Below are 19163 nucleotides of genomic sequence, written 5' to 3'. Positions count from 1 at the left end.
TCAGTTGGCCGGTTCGGCCCGCAGACCGGCGACGATGTAGCGGCGCGCGTGCCGCAGGACGGACTCGTGGTCGTCGAGGTCGCACTGCTCACCCGGTACGGTCGCGAGGCTCATCATGATGCGGGCGATCCATTCGGCCGCCTCGGCGCAGTCGGTATCCGGATGGATCTCCCCGCTGTCGACGGCCGCCTGCAGGTAGGGCACCCAGAACGCGGCGATCTCGGGGATGAGGCCGCGCACGCCCAGGCCCACGCACGCGGTGAACGCCTCCGGCTCCTCCTGGCGCAGCTTGAGCACCAGCGCCCCGGGGGTCTCGGACTCCCGGCGCGCCAGCGCCACGCCGACCGCGATCCGCTGATCGAGCCCGGTCACCGCGTCCAGCCGGGTGCGCGACTCGGTCCAGAACGCCTCGTTGAGACGGACGATGGCCGCTCCGAGCAGCTCGGCCTTGTCCGGGAAGTGCCGGTAGAGCCAGCCGCGGCTGACGCCGGCCACCTCGGCGACCTCGGAGACGGTCGTGGCGCGGATTCCCTTCTCGGTCAGGCACTTTTCGGCCGCGTCGATCAGCCGGTCCCGAACGGACCGCGCTCCGGGTCTGCCGGCCGGCGCGGCCGCGGAATCCGTCACTGATTCTGTCCCGGTGTCCACGCTCACCGCCTTATCTTCGCAAATGACCGGCTCATCGTCGGTGATGTACGCTGCGCGCGGTTGGTCCAGAAGACACATCGCGAGATCTGTTCACAAGGGGGACGAGTGGCCGAGACGGTGCAACAGCTGCTCCGGGAACTCCGAAGTGACGATGGTGTGGCGGTCACCTATGACGGGCAGCGCTGGACCTGGCGCGAGCACCTGGCCGAAGCGGAGGCCCAGGCTGCGGCGTTGATCGCGATCGCCGATCCCGACCGCCCGCTCCACGTCGGCGTCCTGCTCGGCAACACCCCCGACATGCTCACGGCGATGGCTGCCGCCGGTCTGGGCGGGTACGTGGTGTGCGGCATCAACGACACCCGCCGCGGCGAGGCGCTCCTGCGCGATGTCCGGCGGGCCGACTGCCAGATCCTCCTCACCGACGACACGCACCTCGGTCTGCTGGCCGGTCTGGACCTCACCGGGCTGCGCCTCCTCGTGGTCGGCAGCGGGGAGTGGAAGGAACTGCTGACCCAGGCCGGCGCGCTGACACCCCATCGCGAGGTCGGTGCCACCGACACCTTCATGTTGATCTTCACGTCCGGAACCAGCGGCGATCCGAAGGCCGTCAAGATGATGCACGCGATGGTGCTGCTGGCCGGCGCGGCGCTGGCCGGCCGCTACGAGCTCACCGCCGACGACGTCTGCTACCTGTCCATGCCGCTGTTCCACAGCAACGCGGTGCTCGCCGGCTGGTCGGTGGCGCTGAACTCCGGTGCGGCGATGGCCCCCGCCCGCTTCAGCGCCTCCCGATTCCTCGACGACGTCCGCCGGTACGGCGTCACCTACATGAACTACGTCGGCAAGCCGCTGGCCTACATCCTGGCCAGCCCGGAGCGGCCTGACGATCACGACAATCCGCTGCGGGTCGCCTTCGGTAACGAAGCCGGTGACCGGGACATCGCGGAGTTCGCGCGCCGCTTCGATTGCGAGGTCTGGGACGGCTTCGGGTCCACCGAGAATGCGGTCACCGTGACCCGCGAGGACGGCTGCCCGCCAGGCTCGATCGGCAAGGGCTTCCCGGGCGTGGCCATCTACGACCCGGCGACGATCACCGAATGCGCCGTCGCCGAGTTCGACGAGCACGGCGCGCTGGTCAACGGCGATGCCGCCATCGGGGAACTGGTCAACACGCAGGGCGCCGGTATGTTCGCCGGCTACTACAACGATCGGGACGCCACCGACGAGCGGATGCGGCACGGCATGTTCTGGTCCGGCGACCTGGCCTACCGGGACGCCGACGGCTGGATCTACCTGGCCGGCCGGACCGCCGACTGGATGCGGGTGGACGGCGAGAACATGACCGCGGCGCCGATCGAACGCATCCTGATCCGCCAGCCCGCGATCAACCAGGTCGCCGTCTACCCGGTGCCCGACGAGCATGTCGGCGATCAGGTGATGGCCGCTCTCGTGCTGGGAGGCGCTGCCACGCTGACGCCCGACGAGTTCGGCACGTTCCTCGCCGCGCAGCCGGATCTTTCGCCGAAGGCCTGGCCGCGCCATGTCTGGATCGCCGACGCGCTGCCCAGCACCGCCACCAACAAGGTGCTCAAGCGCGAACTGGTCGCCCTGGGCACCGAACCGGCGGGCAGGCGGCTCTGGCGCCGCGACGGCCGCACCTACTCCGAGGTCGGCGCGCAGGAATAGGGGCCGCCGGGTGCGTGTTTAGGCTGTTGGCGGTTGACCTGGCATAATGGGCCGCCGACACCTCGGTTCCGGTTCACGCCGCAGCATCCCGACTTGGGTTGGCGACCCGGGGCCCACGATCGAAGAGGAAACCATGAAATCGGGCATTCACCCTGACTATGTCGAGACCACGGTGCTGTGCGGCTGTGGTGCGAGCTTCACCACCCGCAGCACGAAGAAGAGCGGCAACATCACCGTCGAGGTCTGCTCGCAGTGCCACCCGTTCTACACCGGCAAGCAGAAGATCCTCGACAGCGGCGGCCGCGTCGCGCGCTTCGAGAAGCGCTACGGCAAGCGGACCAAGTCTGCTGGGGCTTCCGACGCCAACTAGCTGACCGATCGGCGCCCGCTCTGCTGCTGTATGCGCAGGCCGGGCGCCGTTTCGTGGGTAGGGTACGACCGCGCGAGGCCAAGGAGGCGAGATGAGCGACACCGCATCGGCGATCGATGCCATCCTTGCCGAGCACGCCGAGCTGGAACTGCGGCTGTCCGAACCCGAACTGCACGCCGATCCCGCCGCCGCCCGCAAGGTCGGTCGGCGGTTCGCGCAGATCTCGCCGATCGTGGCCACCTACCGCAAGCTCGAGACCGCGCGAGGTGATCTGGAGGCCGCCCGCGAACTCGCCGCCGACGACACATCGTTCGCCGCGGAGGTCGACGAACTGACGGCGACGGTCGAGCGGCTCGAGACCTCCCTGACCGACTTGCTCGCGCCGCGCGACCCCCATGACGCCGACGACATCGTGCTCGAGGTGAAGTCCGGTGAAGGCGGCGAGGAGTCCGCGTTGTTCGCGGCCGACCTCGCGCGCATGTACACCCGCTACGCCGAACGGCACGGCTGGACCGTGACCGTGCTCGACGAGACCGCATCCGACCTCGGCGGCTACAAGGACGCGACGCTGTCCATCCGCAGTAGGGGCGATGCCGCCGACGGGGTGTGGTCGCGCCTGAAGTTCGAAGGCGGCGTCCACCGCGTCCAGCGGGTGCCGGTCACCGAGTCGCAGGGGCGCGTCCACACCTCCGCGGCGGGCGTGCTGGTGTACCCCGAGCCAGAGGAAGTCGAGCAGGTGCAGATCGACGAGTCCGATCTGCGCATCGACGTCTACCGGTCCTCGGGCAAGGGCGGTCAGGGCGTGAACACCACCGACTCGGCGGTGCGCATCACGCATCTGCCCACCGGCATCGTCGTCACCTGCCAGAACGAGCGGTCGCAGTTGCAGAACAAGGCGCGCGCGATGCAGGTGCTCGCCGCCCGGCTGCAGTCATTGGCCGAGGAGCAGGCCCAGGCCGACGCGTCGGCCGACCGCGCGAGCCAGATCCGCACCGTCGACCGCAGCGAGCGCATCCGGACCTACAACTTCCCGGAGAACCGCATCGCCGACCACCGGATCAACTTCAAGGCCCACAACCTCGACCAGGTCCTCGACGGGGACCTTGATCCCTTGTTCGACGCGCTGGCCGCGGCCGACCGGCAGGCCCGGCTGCAGAGCGCCTCGTGAGCGTCGCCGACAGGCCCGTGACGATGCGTCAGCTGATCGACGCCGCCACGGACGAGTTGGCCGCCGCAGGAGTCGGGTCACCGCGCGTCGACGCCGAACTGCTCGCCGCCCATGCCGCGGGGACCGACCGTGGCCGGCTCACCTTCACCGCCCTCGACGACGATGTCGCCGAACGCTTCGGCGGACTCGTCGCCCGGCGCGCCGAGCGCATCCCGCTGCAGCACCTCACCGGTACCGCGGCGTTCGGTCCGGTCGACCTGCACGTCGGCCCCGGGGTGTTCGTCCCGCGGCCCGAGACCGAGGCGCTGCTGGAGTGGGCGCTGGCCCAGCCCCTGCCGCCCGAGGCGGTGATCGTCGACCTGTGCACCGGCTCGGGTGCGCTGGCCGTCGCGCTGGCTGCCGGGCGCCCGACCGCGCGGGTGATCGGCGTCGACGACTCCGCCGAGGCCCTGACCTACGCCCGCCGCAACACCGCCGGCACGGCGGTGGAACTGCTGTGCGCCGACGCCACCGCATCCGACCTTCTCGCCGACCTCGACGGCGCCGTCGATCTCCTGGTGGCCAACCCGCCCTACATCCCCGCCGATGCAGAGCTGGAACCCGAAGTGGCGCTCCATGATCCGGCGCACGCGTTGTACGGCGGCCCGGACGGGATGGCGGTGATCGACCGGATCGTCGACGTCGCCGCGCGGTTGCTGCGCCCCGGCGGCCTTTGCGCCGTCGAGCACGACGACACCACCTCGCAGCGCACCGTGGAAGCGTTCGCCGGCACCGGACACTTCGGCAGCGTGACGGCGCGACGCGACCTCACCGGGCGGCCACGCTTCGTGACCGCCGTGCGGAGCGAGTGAGAGGCTGGAAGACGTGAGCGAACAGTTCGACTGCGCCGTCCCCGGCGAGCGCGAGACGGGCATCGCGTCGGCGATCAGCGCACTCAAGGGCGGCCGCCTCGTCGTGATGCCCACCGACACCGTCTACGGCATCGGCGCCGACGCCTTCGACAGCGACGCCGTCGCCGCGCTGCTGGCGGCCAAGGGGCGCGGGCGCGACATGCCGGTGCCTGTGCTGGTGGGCTCCTGGGACACCATCGGCGGCCTGGTGTACTCGGTGCCGCAGAGCGCCCAGGAGTTGATCCGCGCGTTCTGGCCCGGCGCGCTCAGCCTCGTCGTACGGCAGGCTCCGTCGCTGCAGTGGGATCTCGGCGACGCCAACGGAACCGTCATGCTGCGGATGCCGCTGCATCCCGTGGCGATCGAACTGCTGCGCGAGGTCGGCCCGATGGCCGTCTCGAGCGCCAACATCTCGGGTCGGCCGCCGGCGGTCACCGTCGCGCAGGCCCGCGATCAGTTGGGCGACCTGGTCGAGGTGTACCTCGACGGCGGTCCGGCCGAGCAGCAGGCCGCGTCGACAATCGTCGACCTGACCGGCGCGCATCCCCGGGTGCTGCGGCAGGGTCCGGTGTCCGCGGAAGCCATCGCCGCCGTGCTGGGCGTGGAGGCCGCGAGCCTGACCGCCACGACGGACTGACCGTGTCGTCGACGCTGCTGGCACTCACCGACCGAGGGGCGGGCGTACCGCTGCGGGAGCTGGCGCTCGTCGGCCTGACCGCGACGATCATCACCTACCTCGCCACCGGCTGGGTGCGGGTGCTGGCGACCCGCTGGGGTGCGGTGGCCTATCCGCGGGAACGCGACGTCCACCTGCAACCGACCCCGCGGATGGGCGGCCTCGCGATGTACGTGGGCGTGGTGTTCGCGGTGCTGCTGGCCTCCCAGCTGCCGGCGCTGACACGCGGCTTCGTCTACTCCTCGGGCCTTCCGGCGGTCGTCGTCGCGGGCGGCCTGATCATGGTCGTCGGGCTCATCGACGACCGGTGGGGGCTCGACGCGCTGACCAAGTTCGCCGGCCAGATCACGGCGGCCAGCGTGATGGTCACGATGGGCGTCGCGTGGAGCGTGCTCTACATCCCGATCGGCGGCGTCGGCACCATCGTGCTGGACCAGGTCGCGTCGATCCTGCTGACGCTGGCGCTGACCGTCGCGATCGTGAACGCGATGAACTTCGTCGACGGACTCGACGGGCTGGCGGCCGGGCTGGGACTGATCACCGCGTCGGCGATCTGCATCTTCTCGATCGGTTTGCTGCGCGATCACGGCGGCGACGTGCTGTACTACCCGCCCGCGGTGATCTCCGTGGTGCTCGCGGGCGCGTGTCTGGGCTTCCTGCCGCACAACTTCCACAAGGCCCGAATCTTCATGGGCGACTCCGGCTCCATGCTGATCGGCCTGATGTTGGCCGCCGCGTCGACCACCGCCGCGGGGCCGATCTCGCAGACGGCCTACGGCGCACGGGACGTCTTCGCGCTGCTGTCACCCTTCCTGCTCGTGGTCGCGGTGATGTTCGTGCCCGCCCTCGACATGCTGCTCGCGATCATCCGCCGCACCCGCGCGGGGCTGAGCCCGTTCAGCCCGGACAAGATGCACCTGCATCACCGACTGCTCGAGATCGGGCACTCCCATCGCCGCGTCGTGCTGCTGATCTACCTGTGGGTCGGCATCGTGGCCCTGGGCGCGGCGAGCACGATCTTCTTCGATCCCCGGCACACCGCGGCGGTCATGGCGGCGGCGATCGTGATCGCGGTCGTGGTCACGCTGATCCCGTTGCTGAGACGACGGGACGACCCCGCCGACGACGCGACCAGCGAGGTGTACGACAAAAAGTAGTAGGTCGCGTTTTGTGGCTCTCACCATGTGTTAGGGTTTGGTGAGAACCCGAATTGACCTCGCGGGTTGCCGGCCCCCGGGCCGTCGGCGCCAGTCTTTCTGGCACCGCTCGGAACGGACAAACGACCGACAGATCGACCGACCACAGGAGCTGCCCCTTGGGTGATTCCCGCGCGCCCGTCGCCCTCCGATACGCTACGGACGCTCACAGGAATCATCGGGACCGGCTCCTTCGAACTCCATACGACGACCGCGGGATTGAGGTGAAGCAGTGACGACGCCAGCGCAGGACGCGCCGTTGGTGTTTCCGTCCGTGGCCTTCCGGCCGCTGCGCCTGCTTCTCATCTGCGCGGCCGTCTCGGGCCTGATCACGCTCGCCGCAGCGCTCGTCGGCTATCCGCTGTTCGGCCTGTTCTTCGCGATCGGCATGGCCCTCGGCCTGACCAACGCCCTGATGGTCCGTCGCGCGGTCGAGTCGATCACCGCCGACGATCACCCGCTGAAGAAGAAGATGGCGCTCAACTCGGCCTCGCGTCTGTTGGCGATCACCGTCGTCGGGCTGACCATCGCGTTCGTTTTCCGTCCGATGGGCCTCGGCGTGCTCTTCGGTCTGGCACTGTTCCAGGTGGTCCTCGTCCTCAGCACCTCCCTGCCGGTTCTCAAGAAGCTCCGCGCAGGCGACGGTGATCAGGCCGCGGACCCCGCTCCCGACGCTTCGACATCCAACGACGGATAGCTCAAGGACTGATTCGTAGATGACTGAAAGTGTGCTCGCCCTCGAGGTTGGTCACCACATCGAGCAGAAGTGGTTCGGCCTGACGGTCAACGTGGACACCGTGTTGTCCACCGCGATCGCGGGTGCCATCGTCATCGCGCTGGCGTTCTTCCTGCGCGCCAAGGTCACCTCGACCGGCGTGCCCGGCGGCGTCCAGTTGTTCTTCGAGGCGATCACCATCCAGATGCGCAACCAGGTGGAGAGCGCGATCGGGATGCGCATCGCGCCGTTCGTGCTGCCGCTCGCGGTCGCGCTGTTCTGCTTCATCCTGTTCGCGAACTGGCTGTCGGTGTTGCCGGTGCAGTACACCGATTCCGAGGGCGTCACCACCGAGCTGATCAAGCCGCCGGCTTCGGACATCAACTTCGTGCTCGCGCTCGCAGTGTTCGTGTTCATCTGCTATCACCTGGCCGGCATCTGGCGGCGCGGCATCATCGGTCACCCCATCAAGGTCGCCAAGGGCCACGTGGCCTTCCTCGCGCCGATCAACATCGTCGAGGAGATCGCCAAGCCGATCTCGCTGTCGCTGCGACTCTTCGGCAACATCTTCGCCGGCGGCATCATGGTCGGTCTGATCGCGCTGTTCCCGGCGTGGATCATGTGGCTGCCCAACGCGATCTGGAAGTCGTTCGACCTCTTCATCGGCCTGATCCAGGCCTTCATCTTCGCTCTGCTGACGATCCTGTACTTCGGGCAGTCGATGGAGCTCGACCACGACAGCGATCACGCCTCAGACCATGCGGAACAGGGCGCGGCCGACAAGCACTAGAACCAGCATTACCTGTTAGACCCACACAGAACCTGGCGACAACCAACAGCCAGTTATCAAGGAGGATAAGGAATGGATCCCACTATCGCTGCAGGCGCGCTCATCGGCGGTGGTCTGATCATGGCCGGCGGCGCGATCGGCGCGGGTATCGGTGACGGTATCGCCGGTAACGCCCTGATCTCGGGCATTGCCCGGCAGCCGGAGGCCCAGGGTCGACTCTTCACTCCGTTCTTCATCACCGTCGGTCTGGTCGAGGCGGCGTACTTCATCAACCTCGCCTTCATGGCGCTGTTCGTCTTCGCCACCCCGGTCGGCTAATTCGTCGTCATGGGTGAACTGACCGTAACCGTCCTGGCGGCCGAAGAGGGTGGGGGAACCAGTAACTTCCTGGTGCCCAATGGCACCTTCTTCTTCGTGCTGCTCATCTTCCTGATCGTGCTCGGCGTGATCGCGAAATGGGTGGTGCCACCGGTCAGCAAGGTGTTGGCCGAGCGCGAGGCGATGCTCGCGAAGACGGCAGCCGACAACAAGAAGGCGGCAGAACAGATGGCCGCGGCCCAGGCCGACTACGACGAGACGATGGCCGCTGCGCGCGGCGAGGCGTCGTCGATTCGTGACGAGGCCCGGTCCGAGGGCCGCAAAGTCGTCGACGAGGCGCGGGCCGAGGCCGGCGGCGAGGTGTCCGACAAGCTGCAGTCCGCCAACGCGGAACTGGAGCAGACCGCGTCGAGGACGACGAGCGAGCTCGAGTCCTCGGTGGACGGCCTGTCGAGCACGTTGGCCAGCCGCATCCTCGGCGTCGACGTCAACGACACGTCGAGCGGGAGGCGTTGATGTCCACGTTCATCGGACAGCTGGTCGGATTCGCGATCATCATCTACATCGTGGTCCGGTGGGTCGTGCCCCCGGTGCGCACGATGATGAAGAACCAGCAGGAGGCGGTCCGCGCGGCGCTCGAGGAGAGCAAAGCGGCGGCCGACAAGCTGGCCAGCGCCGACCAGCGGCACGCCAAGGCCGTCGAGGACGCCAAGGCTGCCGGCGCCAAGCTGACCGAGGAGGCTCGCGCCGACTCGACCCGCATCGCCGAGCAGCTGCGCGAACAGGCCGATGTCGAGGCCGAACGCATCAAAGCCCAAGGCGAGCAACAGATTCACCTGCTCCGCCAGCAGACCATCCGCAACCTGCGGCAGCATCTGGGCCTCGAGTCGGTGGGCAAGGCCGAAGAGATCGTCCGCAGCTACGTGTCCGACCCGGGCGCGCAATCGCAGACGGTCGACCGGTTCCTCGACCAGCTCGACGAGATGGCGCCGTCGCCGGCCGTGCTCGAAGCCGGTGCGACGCTGAACCTCCGGGCGTCCAGCCGCGAGGCCCTGGCCGAGCTGGTCAAGAAATTCGATTCGGTCGCCGACGGCGCCGATGCGGGTGCCCTGACCACGCTGGCCGACAACGTCGGTGCGGTGGCCAAGCTGCTCGCTACCGAGCCGGCCCTCAACAGCCTCCTCGCGGAGTCCAGCGACGAGTCGGACGCCAAGGTGCGGCTGGTGGAGCGGCTGTTCGGCGGCAAGGTCGACGACTCCTCGCTCGAAATCCTGAAAACAGCTGTCTCGCAGCGGTGGTCGGACGAGGGCAATCTCATCGACGCGCTCGAGCATGTGGCGCGCCTGGCCCTGCTGGCTCGTGCCGAACGGGACGACCAGAGCGAAGAAGTCGAGGAACAGCTCTTCCGGGTGGGCCGTGTGCTCGACAACGAGTCGCGGTTCAACAGACTCCTCTCGGACCCCACGGTGCCCGCGGAGAAGCGGGTCGAGCTGTTGGACAAGGTGCTCGAGGCCGGCGGAGGTGTCAACGACACCACCGCGACACTGCTCCGGCAGACGGTCGAACTGCTGCGCGGCGAACTCGCCGACGCGGCGGTGAGCGATCTGGCCGAACTCGCCGTCGCACGGCGCGGGGAGGCCGTCGCCGAGGTGACCGCTGCCGCCGAGCTGTCCGACGAGCAGCGCACCCGCCTGACCGAGGTGCTCAGCCGGATCTACGGCACCGAGGTATCGGTCCAGCTGAACGTCGACCCCGACGTCCTCGGCGGGCTCCTCATCACCGTCGGTGACGAGGTCATCGACGGATCCATCTCCTCTCGGTTGGCCGCCGCCCGCACTGGGCTGCCGGACTGACCCACGAACTCGCGCAGTATCAAACACGAAGGCAGGAAGACGAAAAGCCATGGCAGAGTTGACAATCTCGGCTTCTGACATCGAAGGGGCGATCGAGGACTACGTCTCCTCCTTCACCGCCGACTCCGATCGCGAAGAGGTGGGCGTCGTCATCGACGCCGGTGACGGCATCGCCCACGTCGAGGGTCTGCCCTCGGTCATGACCCAGGAGCTGCTCGAGTTCCCCGGCGGGGTTCTCGGTGTGGCCCTGAACCTCGACGAGCACAACGTCGGCGCGGTGATCCTGGGCGACTTCGAGAAGATCGAAGAGGGCCAGCAGGTCAAGCGCACCGGCGAGGTGCTCTCGGTGCCGGTGGGCGACGGCTTCCTCGGCCGGGTGATCAACCCGCTCGGGCAGCCGCTCGACGGGCAGGGCGACATCGAGTCCGAGACTCGTCGCGCGCTGGAACTGCAGGCCCCCTCGGTGGTGCAGCGACAGGGTGTGTCCGAGCCGCTGCAGACCGGCATCAAGGCCATCGACTCCCAGACGCCGATCGGCCGCGGCCAGCGCCAGTTGATCATCGGTGACCGCAAGACGGGCAAGACCGCTGTCTGCGTGGACACGATCCTCAACCAGCGCCAGGCCTGGGAGACCGGTGACCCCCAGCAGCAGGTGCGTTGCGTCTACGTCGCGATCGGCCAGAAGGGCACCACGATCGCATCCGTCAAGCGGGCCCTCGAGGAGGGAGGCGCGATGGAGTACACCACCATCGTCGCGGCTCCCGCCTCTGACGCTGCCGGCTTCAAATGGCTTGCGCCCTACACCGGTTCGGCCATCGGCCAGCACTGGATGTACGACGGCAAGCACGTGCTGATCGTCTTCGACGACCTGTCCAAGCAGGCCGACGCCTACCGCGCGATCTCGCTGCTGCTGCGCCGCCCGCCGGGCCGCGAGGCGTTCCCCGGCGACGTGTTCTACCTGCACTCGCGTCTGCTGGAGCGTTGCGCGAAGCTGTCCGACGAACTGGGTGGCGGATCGATGACGGGGCTGCCGATCATCGAGACCAAGGCCAACGACATCTCGGCGTTCATTCCCACCAACGTCATCTCGATCACCGACGGCCAGTGCTTCCTGGAGTCCGATCTGTTCAACCAGGGCGTCCGGCCGGCCATCAACGTCGGTGTGTCGGTGTCGCGCGTCGGTGGCGCCGCGCAGATCAAGGCGATGAAGGAAGTGGCCGGGTCGCTGCGTCTGGAGCTCTCGCAGTACCGCGAGCTCGAGTCGTTCGCGGCGTTCGCCTCCGATCTCGACCCCGCGTCCAAGGCTCAGCTCGATCGTGGCGCCCGCCTCGTCGAGCTGCTCAAGCAGCCGGCCTACACCCCGTACCCGGTCGAGGACCAGGTGATCGCGATCTTCCTCGGCACCAAGGGCCACCTGGATTCCGTTCCGGTGGAAGATGTCTCACGCTTCGAGCGCGAGGTTCTCGAGCACGTCAAGGGCTCGCACAGCGAGATCCTCGACGAGATCCGCGACACCAAGAAGCTCTCCGAGGAGACCGCGGACAAGCTCACCGACGTCATCAACGAGTTCAAGAAGGGGTTCTCCGCCTCTGACGGAAGCTCGGTGGCGGTCAACGAGCACGAGGCCGAGGCCATGGACGAAGAGGACGTCGAGAAAGAGTCCGTCAAGGTCCGCAAGCCGGCGCCCAAGAAGTAGGACCCGAAAGGTTCTGGAGAGCTAGATGGCTGCAACACTGCGTGAGTTACGCGGGCGGATCAGGTCCGCCGGGTCGATCAAGAAGATCACCAAGGCCCAGGAGATGATCGCCACGTCGCGAATCGCCAAGGCCCAGGCACGGGTCGAAGCGGCTCGCCCGTACAGCACCGAGATCACCAACATGCTGACCGAACTGGCCAGCGCGAGCGCGCTGGACCATCCGCTGCTCGTCGCGCGGGACAACCCGAAGCGGGCCGCGGTGTTGGTGGTGTCGTCCGACCGCGGACTGTGCGGCGCCTACAACGCCAACGTGCTGCGGCAGGCCGAGGAACTCTTCTCGCTTCTGCGGGAAGAGGGCAAAGATCCGGTGGTCTACGCCGTCGGCCGGAAAGCGCTCGGGTTCTACAACTTCCGCCAGCGCAACGTCGTCGAGTCATGGACCGGCTTCTCAGAGCGGCCCACCTACGAGCAGGCCAAGGAGATCGCCGAGACACTGGTGGCCTCCTTCATGTCCGGCGTGGACGACGAGGGCGACGACCCGGGCGACGACGGCGTTCTCGGTGTCGACGAACTGCACATCGTCTTCACCGAGTTCAAGTCGATGCTTTCCCAGTCGGCGGTGGCCCGCCGGATCGCCCCCATGGTGGTCGAGTACGTCGGCGACGACGAGCCCGAGGACGGACCGCGCACGCTGTTCTCCTTCGAGCCCAACGCCGAAACGCTGTTCGACGCACTGCTTCCGCGCTACGTCGCGACCCGGGTGTACGCGGCGCTGCTCGAAGCGGCCGCGTCGGAGTCCGCTGCCCGACGGCGCGCGATGAAGTCGGCCACCGACAACGCCGACGATCTGATCAAGTCTCTGACGCTGGCGGCCAACCGCGAACGTCAGGCTCAGATCACCCAGGAAATCAGCGAGATCGTCGGCGGCGCGAACGCGCTGGCCGACGCCAAGTGACCTTCAGCAGAACGCCCCGTTAGGAAGCGAAGAGAAAATGAGTGCACCAGCCAAAGACAGGGACATCACCGGTCGCGTTGTCCGCATCACCGGCCCTGTGGTCGACGTGGAGTTCCCGCGTGGTTCCGTTCCCGAGTTGTTCAACGCGCTGCACGCCGACATCTCCTACAAGGAGCTGTCCAAGACGCTGACCCTCGAGGTCGCGCAGCACCTCGGCGACAACCTGGTGCGCACCATCTCGATGCAGCCGACGGACGGTCTCGTTCGTGGCGTCGAGGTGACCGACACCGGCGACTCGATCTCGGTGCCCGTCGGCGACGGCGTCAAGGGCCACGTGTTCAACGCCCTCGGTGATTGCCTCGACGAGCCCGGCTACGGCAAGGATTTCGAGCACTGGTCGATTCACCGCAAGCCGCCGCCCTTCTCGGAGCTGGAGCCCCGCACCGAGATGCTGGAGACCGGTCTGAAGGTCGTCGACCTGCTGACCCCGTACGTGCGTGGCGGCAAGATCGCCCTGTTCGGCGGCGCCGGCGTGGGCAAGACGGTGCTCATCCAGGAGATGATCAACCGCATCGCCCGCAACTTCGGCGGTACCTCGGTGTTCGCCGGCGTCGGCGAGCGCACCCGTGAGGGCAACGACCTGTGGGTCGAGCTCGAGGACGCCAACGTCCTGAAGGACACCGCGCTGGTGTTCGGTCAGATGGACGAGCCGCCGGGCACCCGTATGCGCGTGGCGCTGTCGGCGCTCACGATGGCGGAGTACTTCCGCGACGAGCAGGGCCAGGACGTGCTGCTCTTCATCGACAACATCTTCCGGTTCACCCAGGCCGGTTCCGAGGTGTCCACGCTGCTCGGCCGTATGCCGTCCGCGGTGGGTTACCAGCCCACGCTGGCCGACGAGATGGGTGAGCTGCAGGAGCGCATCACCTCGACCCGTGGCAAGTCGATCACCTCGATGCAGGCCGTGTACGTGCCCGCCGACGACTACACCGACCCGGCCCCGGCCACCACGTTCGCGCACCTCGACGCGACCACGGAGCTCTCTCGTACCGTGTTCTCGAAGGGCATCTTCCCGGCCGTGGATCCGCTGGCATCGTCCTCGACGATCCTCGACCCGTCCGTGGTCGGCGACGAGCACTACCGCGTCGCTCAGGAAGTCATCCGGATCCTGCAGCGGTACAAGGATCTTCAGGACATCATCGCGATCCTCGGTATCGACGAGCTCGCCGAAGAGGACAAGCAGCTGGTGCAGCGCGCCCGCCGTATCGAGCGCTTCCTGAGCCAGAACATGATGGCCGCCGAGCAGTTCACCGGCCAGCCCGGTTCCACGGTGCCGCTCAAGGAGACCATCGAGGCGTTCGACAAGCTCACCAAGGGCGACTTCGACCACCTGCCCGAGCAGGCGTTCTTCCTCATCGGTGGCCTGGACGACCTGGCGAAGAAGGCCGAAAGCCTCGGCGCCAAGCTGTGATTGACGCGAAGACGACGGAAGGTGGTGTGACATGGCGGAGATGAACGTCGAGATCGTCGCCGTGGAGCGCGAATTGTGGGCCGGCGAGGCCACGTTCGTGTTCACCCGCACCACCGCGGGTGAGATCGGCATCCTGCCGCGTCACATCCCGCTGGTGGCCCAGCTCGTCGACGACGCGATGGTCCGCGTCGAGCGTGACGGCGAGGACGACCTGCGCATCGCGGTCGACGGCGGGTTCCTGTCCGTCACCGACGAGGCCGTGCGCATTCTCGTCGAGAACGCGCAGTTCGAGTCCGAGATCAACGCCGACGAAGCCAAGCAGGACTCCGAGTCCGACGATCCCCGGAAAGCTGCCTGGGGACGCGCGCGACTGCGGGCACTGGGCCAGATCGACTAGCGGGTCAGCCGATGAGCGCGTCCATGCTGTTCATGGTCGCGCTGGTCAGCGTGCTCCTGCTGATCGTCGTCGCGCTCAGCTACCGGCTGTGGAAGCTCCGGCAGGTCGGTGGCACGGCGGCGATCCTGCGCGACGTGCCCGCGGTCGGCGGTCACGGATGGCGCCACGGCGTGATGCGTTACCGCGGCGGTGATGCGCAGTTCTACCGACTGTCGAGCCTGCGGTGGTGGCCCGACCGGACCCTGAGTCGGCGCGGTCTGGAAGTGGTGTCCCGGCGGCCGCCCCGCGGCGACGAGTTCGACATCATGACCGACGAGATCGTGGTGCTCGAACTCCGCGATCTCGACCCGGACCGCGGGCGCGGCTACGAGATCGCCCTGGACCGCGGCGCGCTCACCGCGTTCACCTCCTGGGTGGAGTCGCGGCCCTCACCACGCGCGCGGCGCCGCAGTTACTGACTGCCGCCGCCCGGCTTCCAGAGCACGTCGCCCTCGGGGTTGGCCACCCGCGACAGGATGAACAGCAGGTCGGACAGCCGGTTGAGGTACTTCGCCGGCAGCACGCTGATCGACTCCCCGTGGGTCTCGACCGCATGCCAGGCGGACCGTTCCGCGCGGCGCGCCACGGTTCGTGCCACGTGCAGGAGCGCCGACAGACCCGTGCCGCCGGGCAGGATGAACGAGTTGAGCGCGGGCAGCGGCTCGTTGAATTCGTCGCACCACTGCTCGAGCCGGTCGATGTAGCTCTGCCGGATGCGCAGCGGCGGATACTCCGGGTTCTCGACCACCGGGGTCGACAGGTCGGCACCCGCGTCGAACAGGTCGTTCTGGATCTGACGCAGCACCGCGAGGATCCGCTGATCGGGCTGTCCGAGCGCCACCGCGACACCGATCGCGGCGTTGGTCTCGTCACAATCGGCGTAGGCCACCAACCGCGCGTCGTTCTTCGAGACCCGGCTGAAATCACTGAGCCCTGTGGTGCCGTCGTCGCCGGTCCGGGTGTAGATCCGCGTCAGGTGCACTGCCATGCCCAAACCGTACGGGACGCGCATGCCGGCGGTCGCGCAGGAGACTGACATGGCCCGAAGCGCTGTTTACACTGACCGGCGTGGGCGAGCGTTTCGTGGTGACCGGCGGTAGTCGGTTGGCGGGCGAAGTGACCGTCGGCGGTGCCAAGAACAGCGTCCTGAAATTGATGGCCGCGACTCTGCTCGCCGAGGGCACCAGCACGATCACGAACTGTCCGGACATCCTCGATGTCCCGCTGATGGCCGAGGTCCTTCGCGGGCTCGGCGCCACCGTGGAACTCGACGGTGACGTCGTGCGGATCGCCTCGCCGGACGAACCCAAGTACGACGCCGACTTCGCCGCCGTACGTCAGTTCCGTGCGTCGGTGTGTGTGCTGGGCCCGCTGGTCGGCCGGTGCAGGCGGGCGAAGGTGGCGCTGCCCGGCGGTGACGCGATCGGCTCCCGTCCCCTCGACATGCACCAGGCCGGACTGCGGCAGCTCGGCGCACGGTGCAACATCGAGCACGGCTGTGTGGTGGCCGAGGCGGACCACCTGCACGGCGCCGAGATCCAGCTGGAGTTCCCCTCGGTGGGCGCCACCGAGAACATCCTGATGGCGGCAGTGCTGGCCGACGGTGTGACGACGATCCACAACGCCGCCCGCGAACCCGACGTCGTGGATCTGTGCACGATGCTCAACCAGATGGGCGCGCAGATCTCGGGTGCGGGTTCCTCGACGCTGACGATCACCGGTGTCGACAAGCTCTATCCCACCGAGCATCGCGTCATCGGCGACCGGATCGTCGCCGCGACGTGGNCTCGGGTGCGGGTTCCTCGACGCTGACGATCACCGGTGTCGACAAGCTCTATCCCACCGAGCATCGCGTCATCGGCGACCGGATCGTCGCCGCGACGTGGGGGATCGCCGCTGCGATGACGCGCGGCGACATCTCGGTGACCGGGGTGGACCCGTCGCATCTGCAGCTGGTCCTGCACAAGCTGCATGACGCCGGCGCGACGGTGACGCAGTCCGATGACGGGTTCCGCGTCGTCCAATACGAACGGCCCAAGGCGGTCAACGTCGCCACGCTGCCGTTCCCCGGATTCCCGACGGATCTGCAGCCGATGGCGATCGGGTTGGCCGCGATCGCCGACGGGACGTCGATGATCACCGAGAACGTCTTCGAGGCGAGGTTCCGCTTCGTCGAGGAGATGATCCGCCTCGGCGCCGACGCCCGCACCGACGGTCACCATGCGGTGGTGCGGGGGATCCCGCAGCTGTCGAGCGCCCCGGTGTGGTCCTCGGACATCCGTGCCGGCGCCGGCCTCGTCCTCGCCGGACTCGTCGCCGATGGTGACACCGAGGTGCACGACGTCTTTCACATCGATCGCGGGTATCCGAAGTTCGTGGAAAATCTGGCCAGTCTGGGTGCGGAGATCGAGCGCGTCCAGTAGCTTGCGCGGGCCGGATCAGGGTCGTGTCCTGGGCATTTGGGCGTCTGGCCGACAGCGCGTAGTATTTCCAACAGAAGCGCACGGCCCCTGTCGAAAGATTCGGGGCTGAGCCTTGACCGCCCTGGTCGCATGCAGTACAGTGGCAGGGTTGCCTGAAAACGGCGGTGTTGTTTGAGAACTCAATAGTGTGTTTGGTGGTTTTTGTTTGTTGTTTTTTGTTGTGTCCGCATTTTCCCGTTTGGGGGCGCAACGCTTTTTTGGATGCCAGTTTTGGTGTCTTTTGTTTGTGATCGGATTTTTCTGATTCGAATTCTGCCTGCGCCTTTCGGGTGTGGGGGTTTTTGTTTGGAGAGTTTGATCCTGGCTCAGGACGAACGCTGGCGGCGTGCTTAACACATGCAAGTCGAACGGAAAGGCCCTTCGGGGTACTCGAGTGGCGAACGGGTGAGTAACACGTGGGTGATCTGCCCTGCACTTTGGGATAAGCCTGGGAAACTGGGTCTAATACCGGATAGGACCACGGCATGCATGTGCTGTGGTGGAAAGCTTTTGCGGTGTGGGATGGGCCCGCGGCCTATCAGCTTGTTGGTGAGGTTACGGCTCACCAAGGCGACGACGGGTAGCCGGCCTGAGAGGGTGTCCGGCCACACTGGGACTGAGATACGGCCCAGACTCCTACGGGAGGCAGCAGTGGGGAATATTGCACAATGGGCGCAAGCCTGATGCAGCGACGCCGCGTGAGGGATGACGGCCTTCGGGTTGTAAACCTCTTTCGCCAGGGACGAAGCGCAAGTGACGGTACCTGGAGAAGAAGCACCGGCCAACTACGTGCCAGCAGCCGCGGTAATACGTAGGGTGCGAGCGTTGTCCGGAATTACTGGGCGTAAAGAGCTCGTAGGTGGTTTGTCGCGTTGTTCGTGAAAACTCACAGCTTAACTGTGGGCGTGCGGGCGATACGGGCAGACTGGAGTACTGCAGGGGAGACTGGAATTCCTGGTGTAGCGGTGGAATGCGCAGATATCAGGAGGAACACCGGTGGCGAAGGCGGGTCTCTGGGCAGTAACTGACGCTGAGGAGCGAAAGCGTGGGGAGCGAACAGGATTAGATACCCTGGTAGTCCACGCCGTAAACGGTGGGTACTAGGTGTGGGTTTCCTTCCTTGGGATCCGTGCCGTAGCTAACGCATTAAGTACCCCGCCTGGGGAGTACGGCCGCAAGGCTAAAACTCAAAGGAATTGACGGGGGCCCGCACAAGCGGCGGAGCATGTGGATTAATTCGATGCAACGCGAAGAACCTTACCTGGGTTTGACATGCACAGGACGCCGGCAGAGATGTCGGTTCCCTTGTGGCCTGTGTGCAGGTGGTGCATGGCTGTCGTCAGCTCGTGTCGTGAGATGTTGGGTTAAGTCCCGCAACGAGCGCAACCCTTGTCTCATGTTGCCAGCACGTAATGGTGGGGACTCGTGAGAGACTGCCGGGGTCAACTCGGAGGAAGGTGGGGATGACGTCAAGTCATCATGCCCCTTATGTCCAGGGCTTCACACATGCTACAATGGCCGGTACAAAGGGCTGCGATGCCGTGAGGTGGAGCGAATCCTTTCAAAGCCGGTCTCAGTTCGGATCGGGGTCTGCAACTCGACCCCGTGAAGTCGGAGTCGCTAGTAATCGCAGATCAGCAACGCTGCGGTGAATACGTTCCCGGGCCTTGTACACACCGCCCGTCACGTCATGAAAGTCGGTAACACCCGAAGCCGGTGGCCTAACCCCTTGTGGGAGGGAGCCGTCGAAGGTGGGATCGGCGATTGGGACGAAGTCGTAACAAGGTAGCCGTACCGGAAGGTGCGGCTGGATCACCTCCTTTCTAAGGAGCA

At 66.9% G+C, this 19163-nt stretch carries 18 protein-coding genes, 1 rRNA gene and 2 pseudogenes; 19 read left to right on the top strand and 2 right to left on the bottom strand.

From position 1 onward, the window contains the following. Positions 1 to 627: a TetR/AcrR family transcriptional regulator gene (locus MCHUDSM44219_RS11125; RefSeq protein ID WP_048418449.1), complete on the bottom strand. Its 627-nt coding sequence runs from the start codon at positions 625 to 627 to the stop codon at positions 1 to 3. A 126-nt stretch (positions 628 to 753) separates the two neighbouring features. Here MCHUDSM44219_RS11125 and fadD1 point away from each other — a divergent pair, with 126 nt between their 5' ends. The 16 genes from fadD1 (at position 754) to MCHUDSM44219_RS11045 (ending at position 15287) form a co-directional block, all read left to right on the top strand. Continuing rightward, on the top strand, positions 754 to 2334 hold the full coding sequence (gene fadD1 / locus MCHUDSM44219_RS11120; RefSeq protein ID WP_048418301.1) for a fatty-acid--CoA ligase FadD1: 1581 nt from the start codon (positions 754 to 756) through the stop codon (positions 2332 to 2334). Between the two features lie 133 nt (positions 2335 to 2467). Further along, positions 2468 to 2704: a 50S ribosomal protein L31 gene (gene rpmE / locus MCHUDSM44219_RS11115; protein ID WP_048418300.1), complete on the top strand. Its 237-nt coding sequence runs from the start codon at positions 2468 to 2470 to the stop codon at positions 2702 to 2704. Positions 2705 to 2795: 91 nt separating this feature from the next. Further along, the gene (gene prfA / locus MCHUDSM44219_RS11110) at positions 2796 to 3872 is read left to right on the top strand and encodes a peptide chain release factor 1 (protein ID WP_048418299.1); all 1077 of its coding nucleotides are present in this window, start codon (positions 2796 to 2798) and stop codon (positions 3870 to 3872) included. Positions 3873 to 3895: 23 nt separating this feature from the next. Further along, positions 3896 to 4723, top strand: a complete 828-nt coding sequence (gene prmC / locus MCHUDSM44219_RS11105) for a peptide chain release factor N(5)-glutamine methyltransferase (RefSeq protein WP_048418448.1) — start codon at positions 3896 to 3898, stop codon at positions 4721 to 4723. 13 nt (positions 4724 to 4736) lie between these two features. Then, a complete protein-coding gene (locus tag MCHUDSM44219_RS11100) occupies positions 4737 to 5399 on the top strand; it encodes an L-threonylcarbamoyladenylate synthase (RefSeq protein WP_048418298.1) in 663 nt (220 codons plus the stop codon). Positions 5400 to 5401: 2 nt separating this feature from the next. Continuing rightward, positions 5402 to 6595 (top strand): glycosyltransferase family 4 protein, encoded by a 1194-nt coding sequence (locus MCHUDSM44219_RS11095; RefSeq protein WP_413783597.1) that lies wholly within the window; start codon positions 5402 to 5404, stop codon positions 6593 to 6595. Positions 6596 to 6866: 271 nt separating this feature from the next. Further along, entirely contained in the window at positions 6867 to 7331 is a 465-nt protein-coding gene (locus MCHUDSM44219_RS11090) for an ATP synthase subunit I (protein WP_048418297.1), read from the top strand. 19 nt (positions 7332 to 7350) lie between these two features. After that, entirely contained in the window at positions 7351 to 8139 is a 789-nt protein-coding gene (gene atpB / locus MCHUDSM44219_RS11085) for a F0F1 ATP synthase subunit A (protein WP_048418296.1), read from the top strand. A 72-nt stretch (positions 8140 to 8211) separates the two neighbouring features. Further along, positions 8212 to 8457 (top strand): F0F1 ATP synthase subunit C, encoded by a 246-nt coding sequence (locus MCHUDSM44219_RS11080; protein ID WP_011893196.1) that lies wholly within the window; start codon positions 8212 to 8214, stop codon positions 8455 to 8457. Positions 8458 to 8466: 9 nt separating this feature from the next. Continuing rightward, the gene (locus tag MCHUDSM44219_RS11075; protein ID WP_048418295.1) at positions 8467 to 8973 is read left to right on the top strand and encodes a F0F1 ATP synthase subunit B; all 507 of its coding nucleotides are present in this window, start codon (positions 8467 to 8469) and stop codon (positions 8971 to 8973) included. After that, entirely contained in the window at positions 8973 to 10310 is a 1338-nt protein-coding gene (locus MCHUDSM44219_RS11070) for a F0F1 ATP synthase subunit B/delta (protein ID WP_048418294.1), read from the top strand. The genes MCHUDSM44219_RS11075 and MCHUDSM44219_RS11070 overlap by 1 nt, the downstream gene beginning before the upstream one ends. A gap of 49 nt (positions 10311 to 10359) precedes the next feature. Next, the gene (gene atpA / locus MCHUDSM44219_RS11065) at positions 10360 to 12006 is read left to right on the top strand and encodes a F0F1 ATP synthase subunit alpha (RefSeq protein WP_048418293.1); all 1647 of its coding nucleotides are present in this window, start codon (positions 10360 to 10362) and stop codon (positions 12004 to 12006) included. Between the two features lie 25 nt (positions 12007 to 12031). Next, positions 12032 to 12961, top strand: a complete 930-nt coding sequence (locus MCHUDSM44219_RS11060) for a F0F1 ATP synthase subunit gamma (RefSeq protein ID WP_048418292.1) — start codon at positions 12032 to 12034, stop codon at positions 12959 to 12961. A 37-nt stretch (positions 12962 to 12998) separates the two neighbouring features. Further along, positions 12999 to 14432, top strand: coding sequence for a F0F1 ATP synthase subunit beta (gene atpD / locus MCHUDSM44219_RS11055; RefSeq protein ID WP_048418291.1), 1434 nt, complete (start codon positions 12999 to 13001; stop codon positions 14430 to 14432). Between the two features lie 31 nt (positions 14433 to 14463). Further along, on the top strand, positions 14464 to 14829 hold the full coding sequence (locus MCHUDSM44219_RS11050) for a F0F1 ATP synthase subunit epsilon (RefSeq protein WP_048418290.1): 366 nt from the start codon (positions 14464 to 14466) through the stop codon (positions 14827 to 14829). Between the two features lie 11 nt (positions 14830 to 14840). Beyond that, a complete protein-coding gene (locus MCHUDSM44219_RS11045; RefSeq protein WP_048418289.1) occupies positions 14841 to 15287 on the top strand; it encodes a DUF2550 domain-containing protein in 447 nt (148 codons plus the stop codon). On the opposite strand, the gene MCHUDSM44219_RS11040 is transcribed toward MCHUDSM44219_RS11045, so the two are convergent. Then, a complete protein-coding gene (locus MCHUDSM44219_RS11040) occupies positions 15281 to 15856 on the bottom strand; it encodes a cob(I)yrinic acid a,c-diamide adenosyltransferase (RefSeq protein WP_048418446.1) in 576 nt (191 codons plus the stop codon). The two genes, MCHUDSM44219_RS11045 and MCHUDSM44219_RS11040, sit on opposite strands and share 7 nt — an antisense overlap. 80 nt (positions 15857 to 15936) lie before the next feature. Here MCHUDSM44219_RS11040 and MCHUDSM44219_RS30920 point away from each other — a divergent pair. From MCHUDSM44219_RS30920 to MCHUDSM44219_RS11030, 3 genes and pseudogenes are all read left to right on the top strand, one after another. Next, positions 15937 to 16653, top strand: a pseudogene (locus tag MCHUDSM44219_RS30920) (UDP-N-acetylglucosamine 1-carboxyvinyltransferase); the annotation flags it as partial. A gap of 1 nt (position 16654) precedes the next feature. Further along, positions 16655 to 17291 (top strand): annotated as a pseudogene (locus MCHUDSM44219_RS30915) (UDP-N-acetylglucosamine 1-carboxyvinyltransferase); the annotation flags it as partial. 342 nt (positions 17292 to 17633) lie between these two features. Then, positions 17634 to 19153, top strand: a 16S ribosomal RNA gene (locus MCHUDSM44219_RS11030). Positions 19154 to 19163: the final 10 nt, after the last annotated feature.

This window comes from Mycolicibacterium chubuense (genome assembly GCF_001044255.1).
GTDB classification, from domain to species: domain Bacteria; phylum Actinomycetota; class Actinomycetes; order Mycobacteriales; family Mycobacteriaceae; genus Mycobacterium; species Mycobacterium chubuense.
This window is presented reverse-complemented; position numbering and strand designations above follow the sequence as displayed.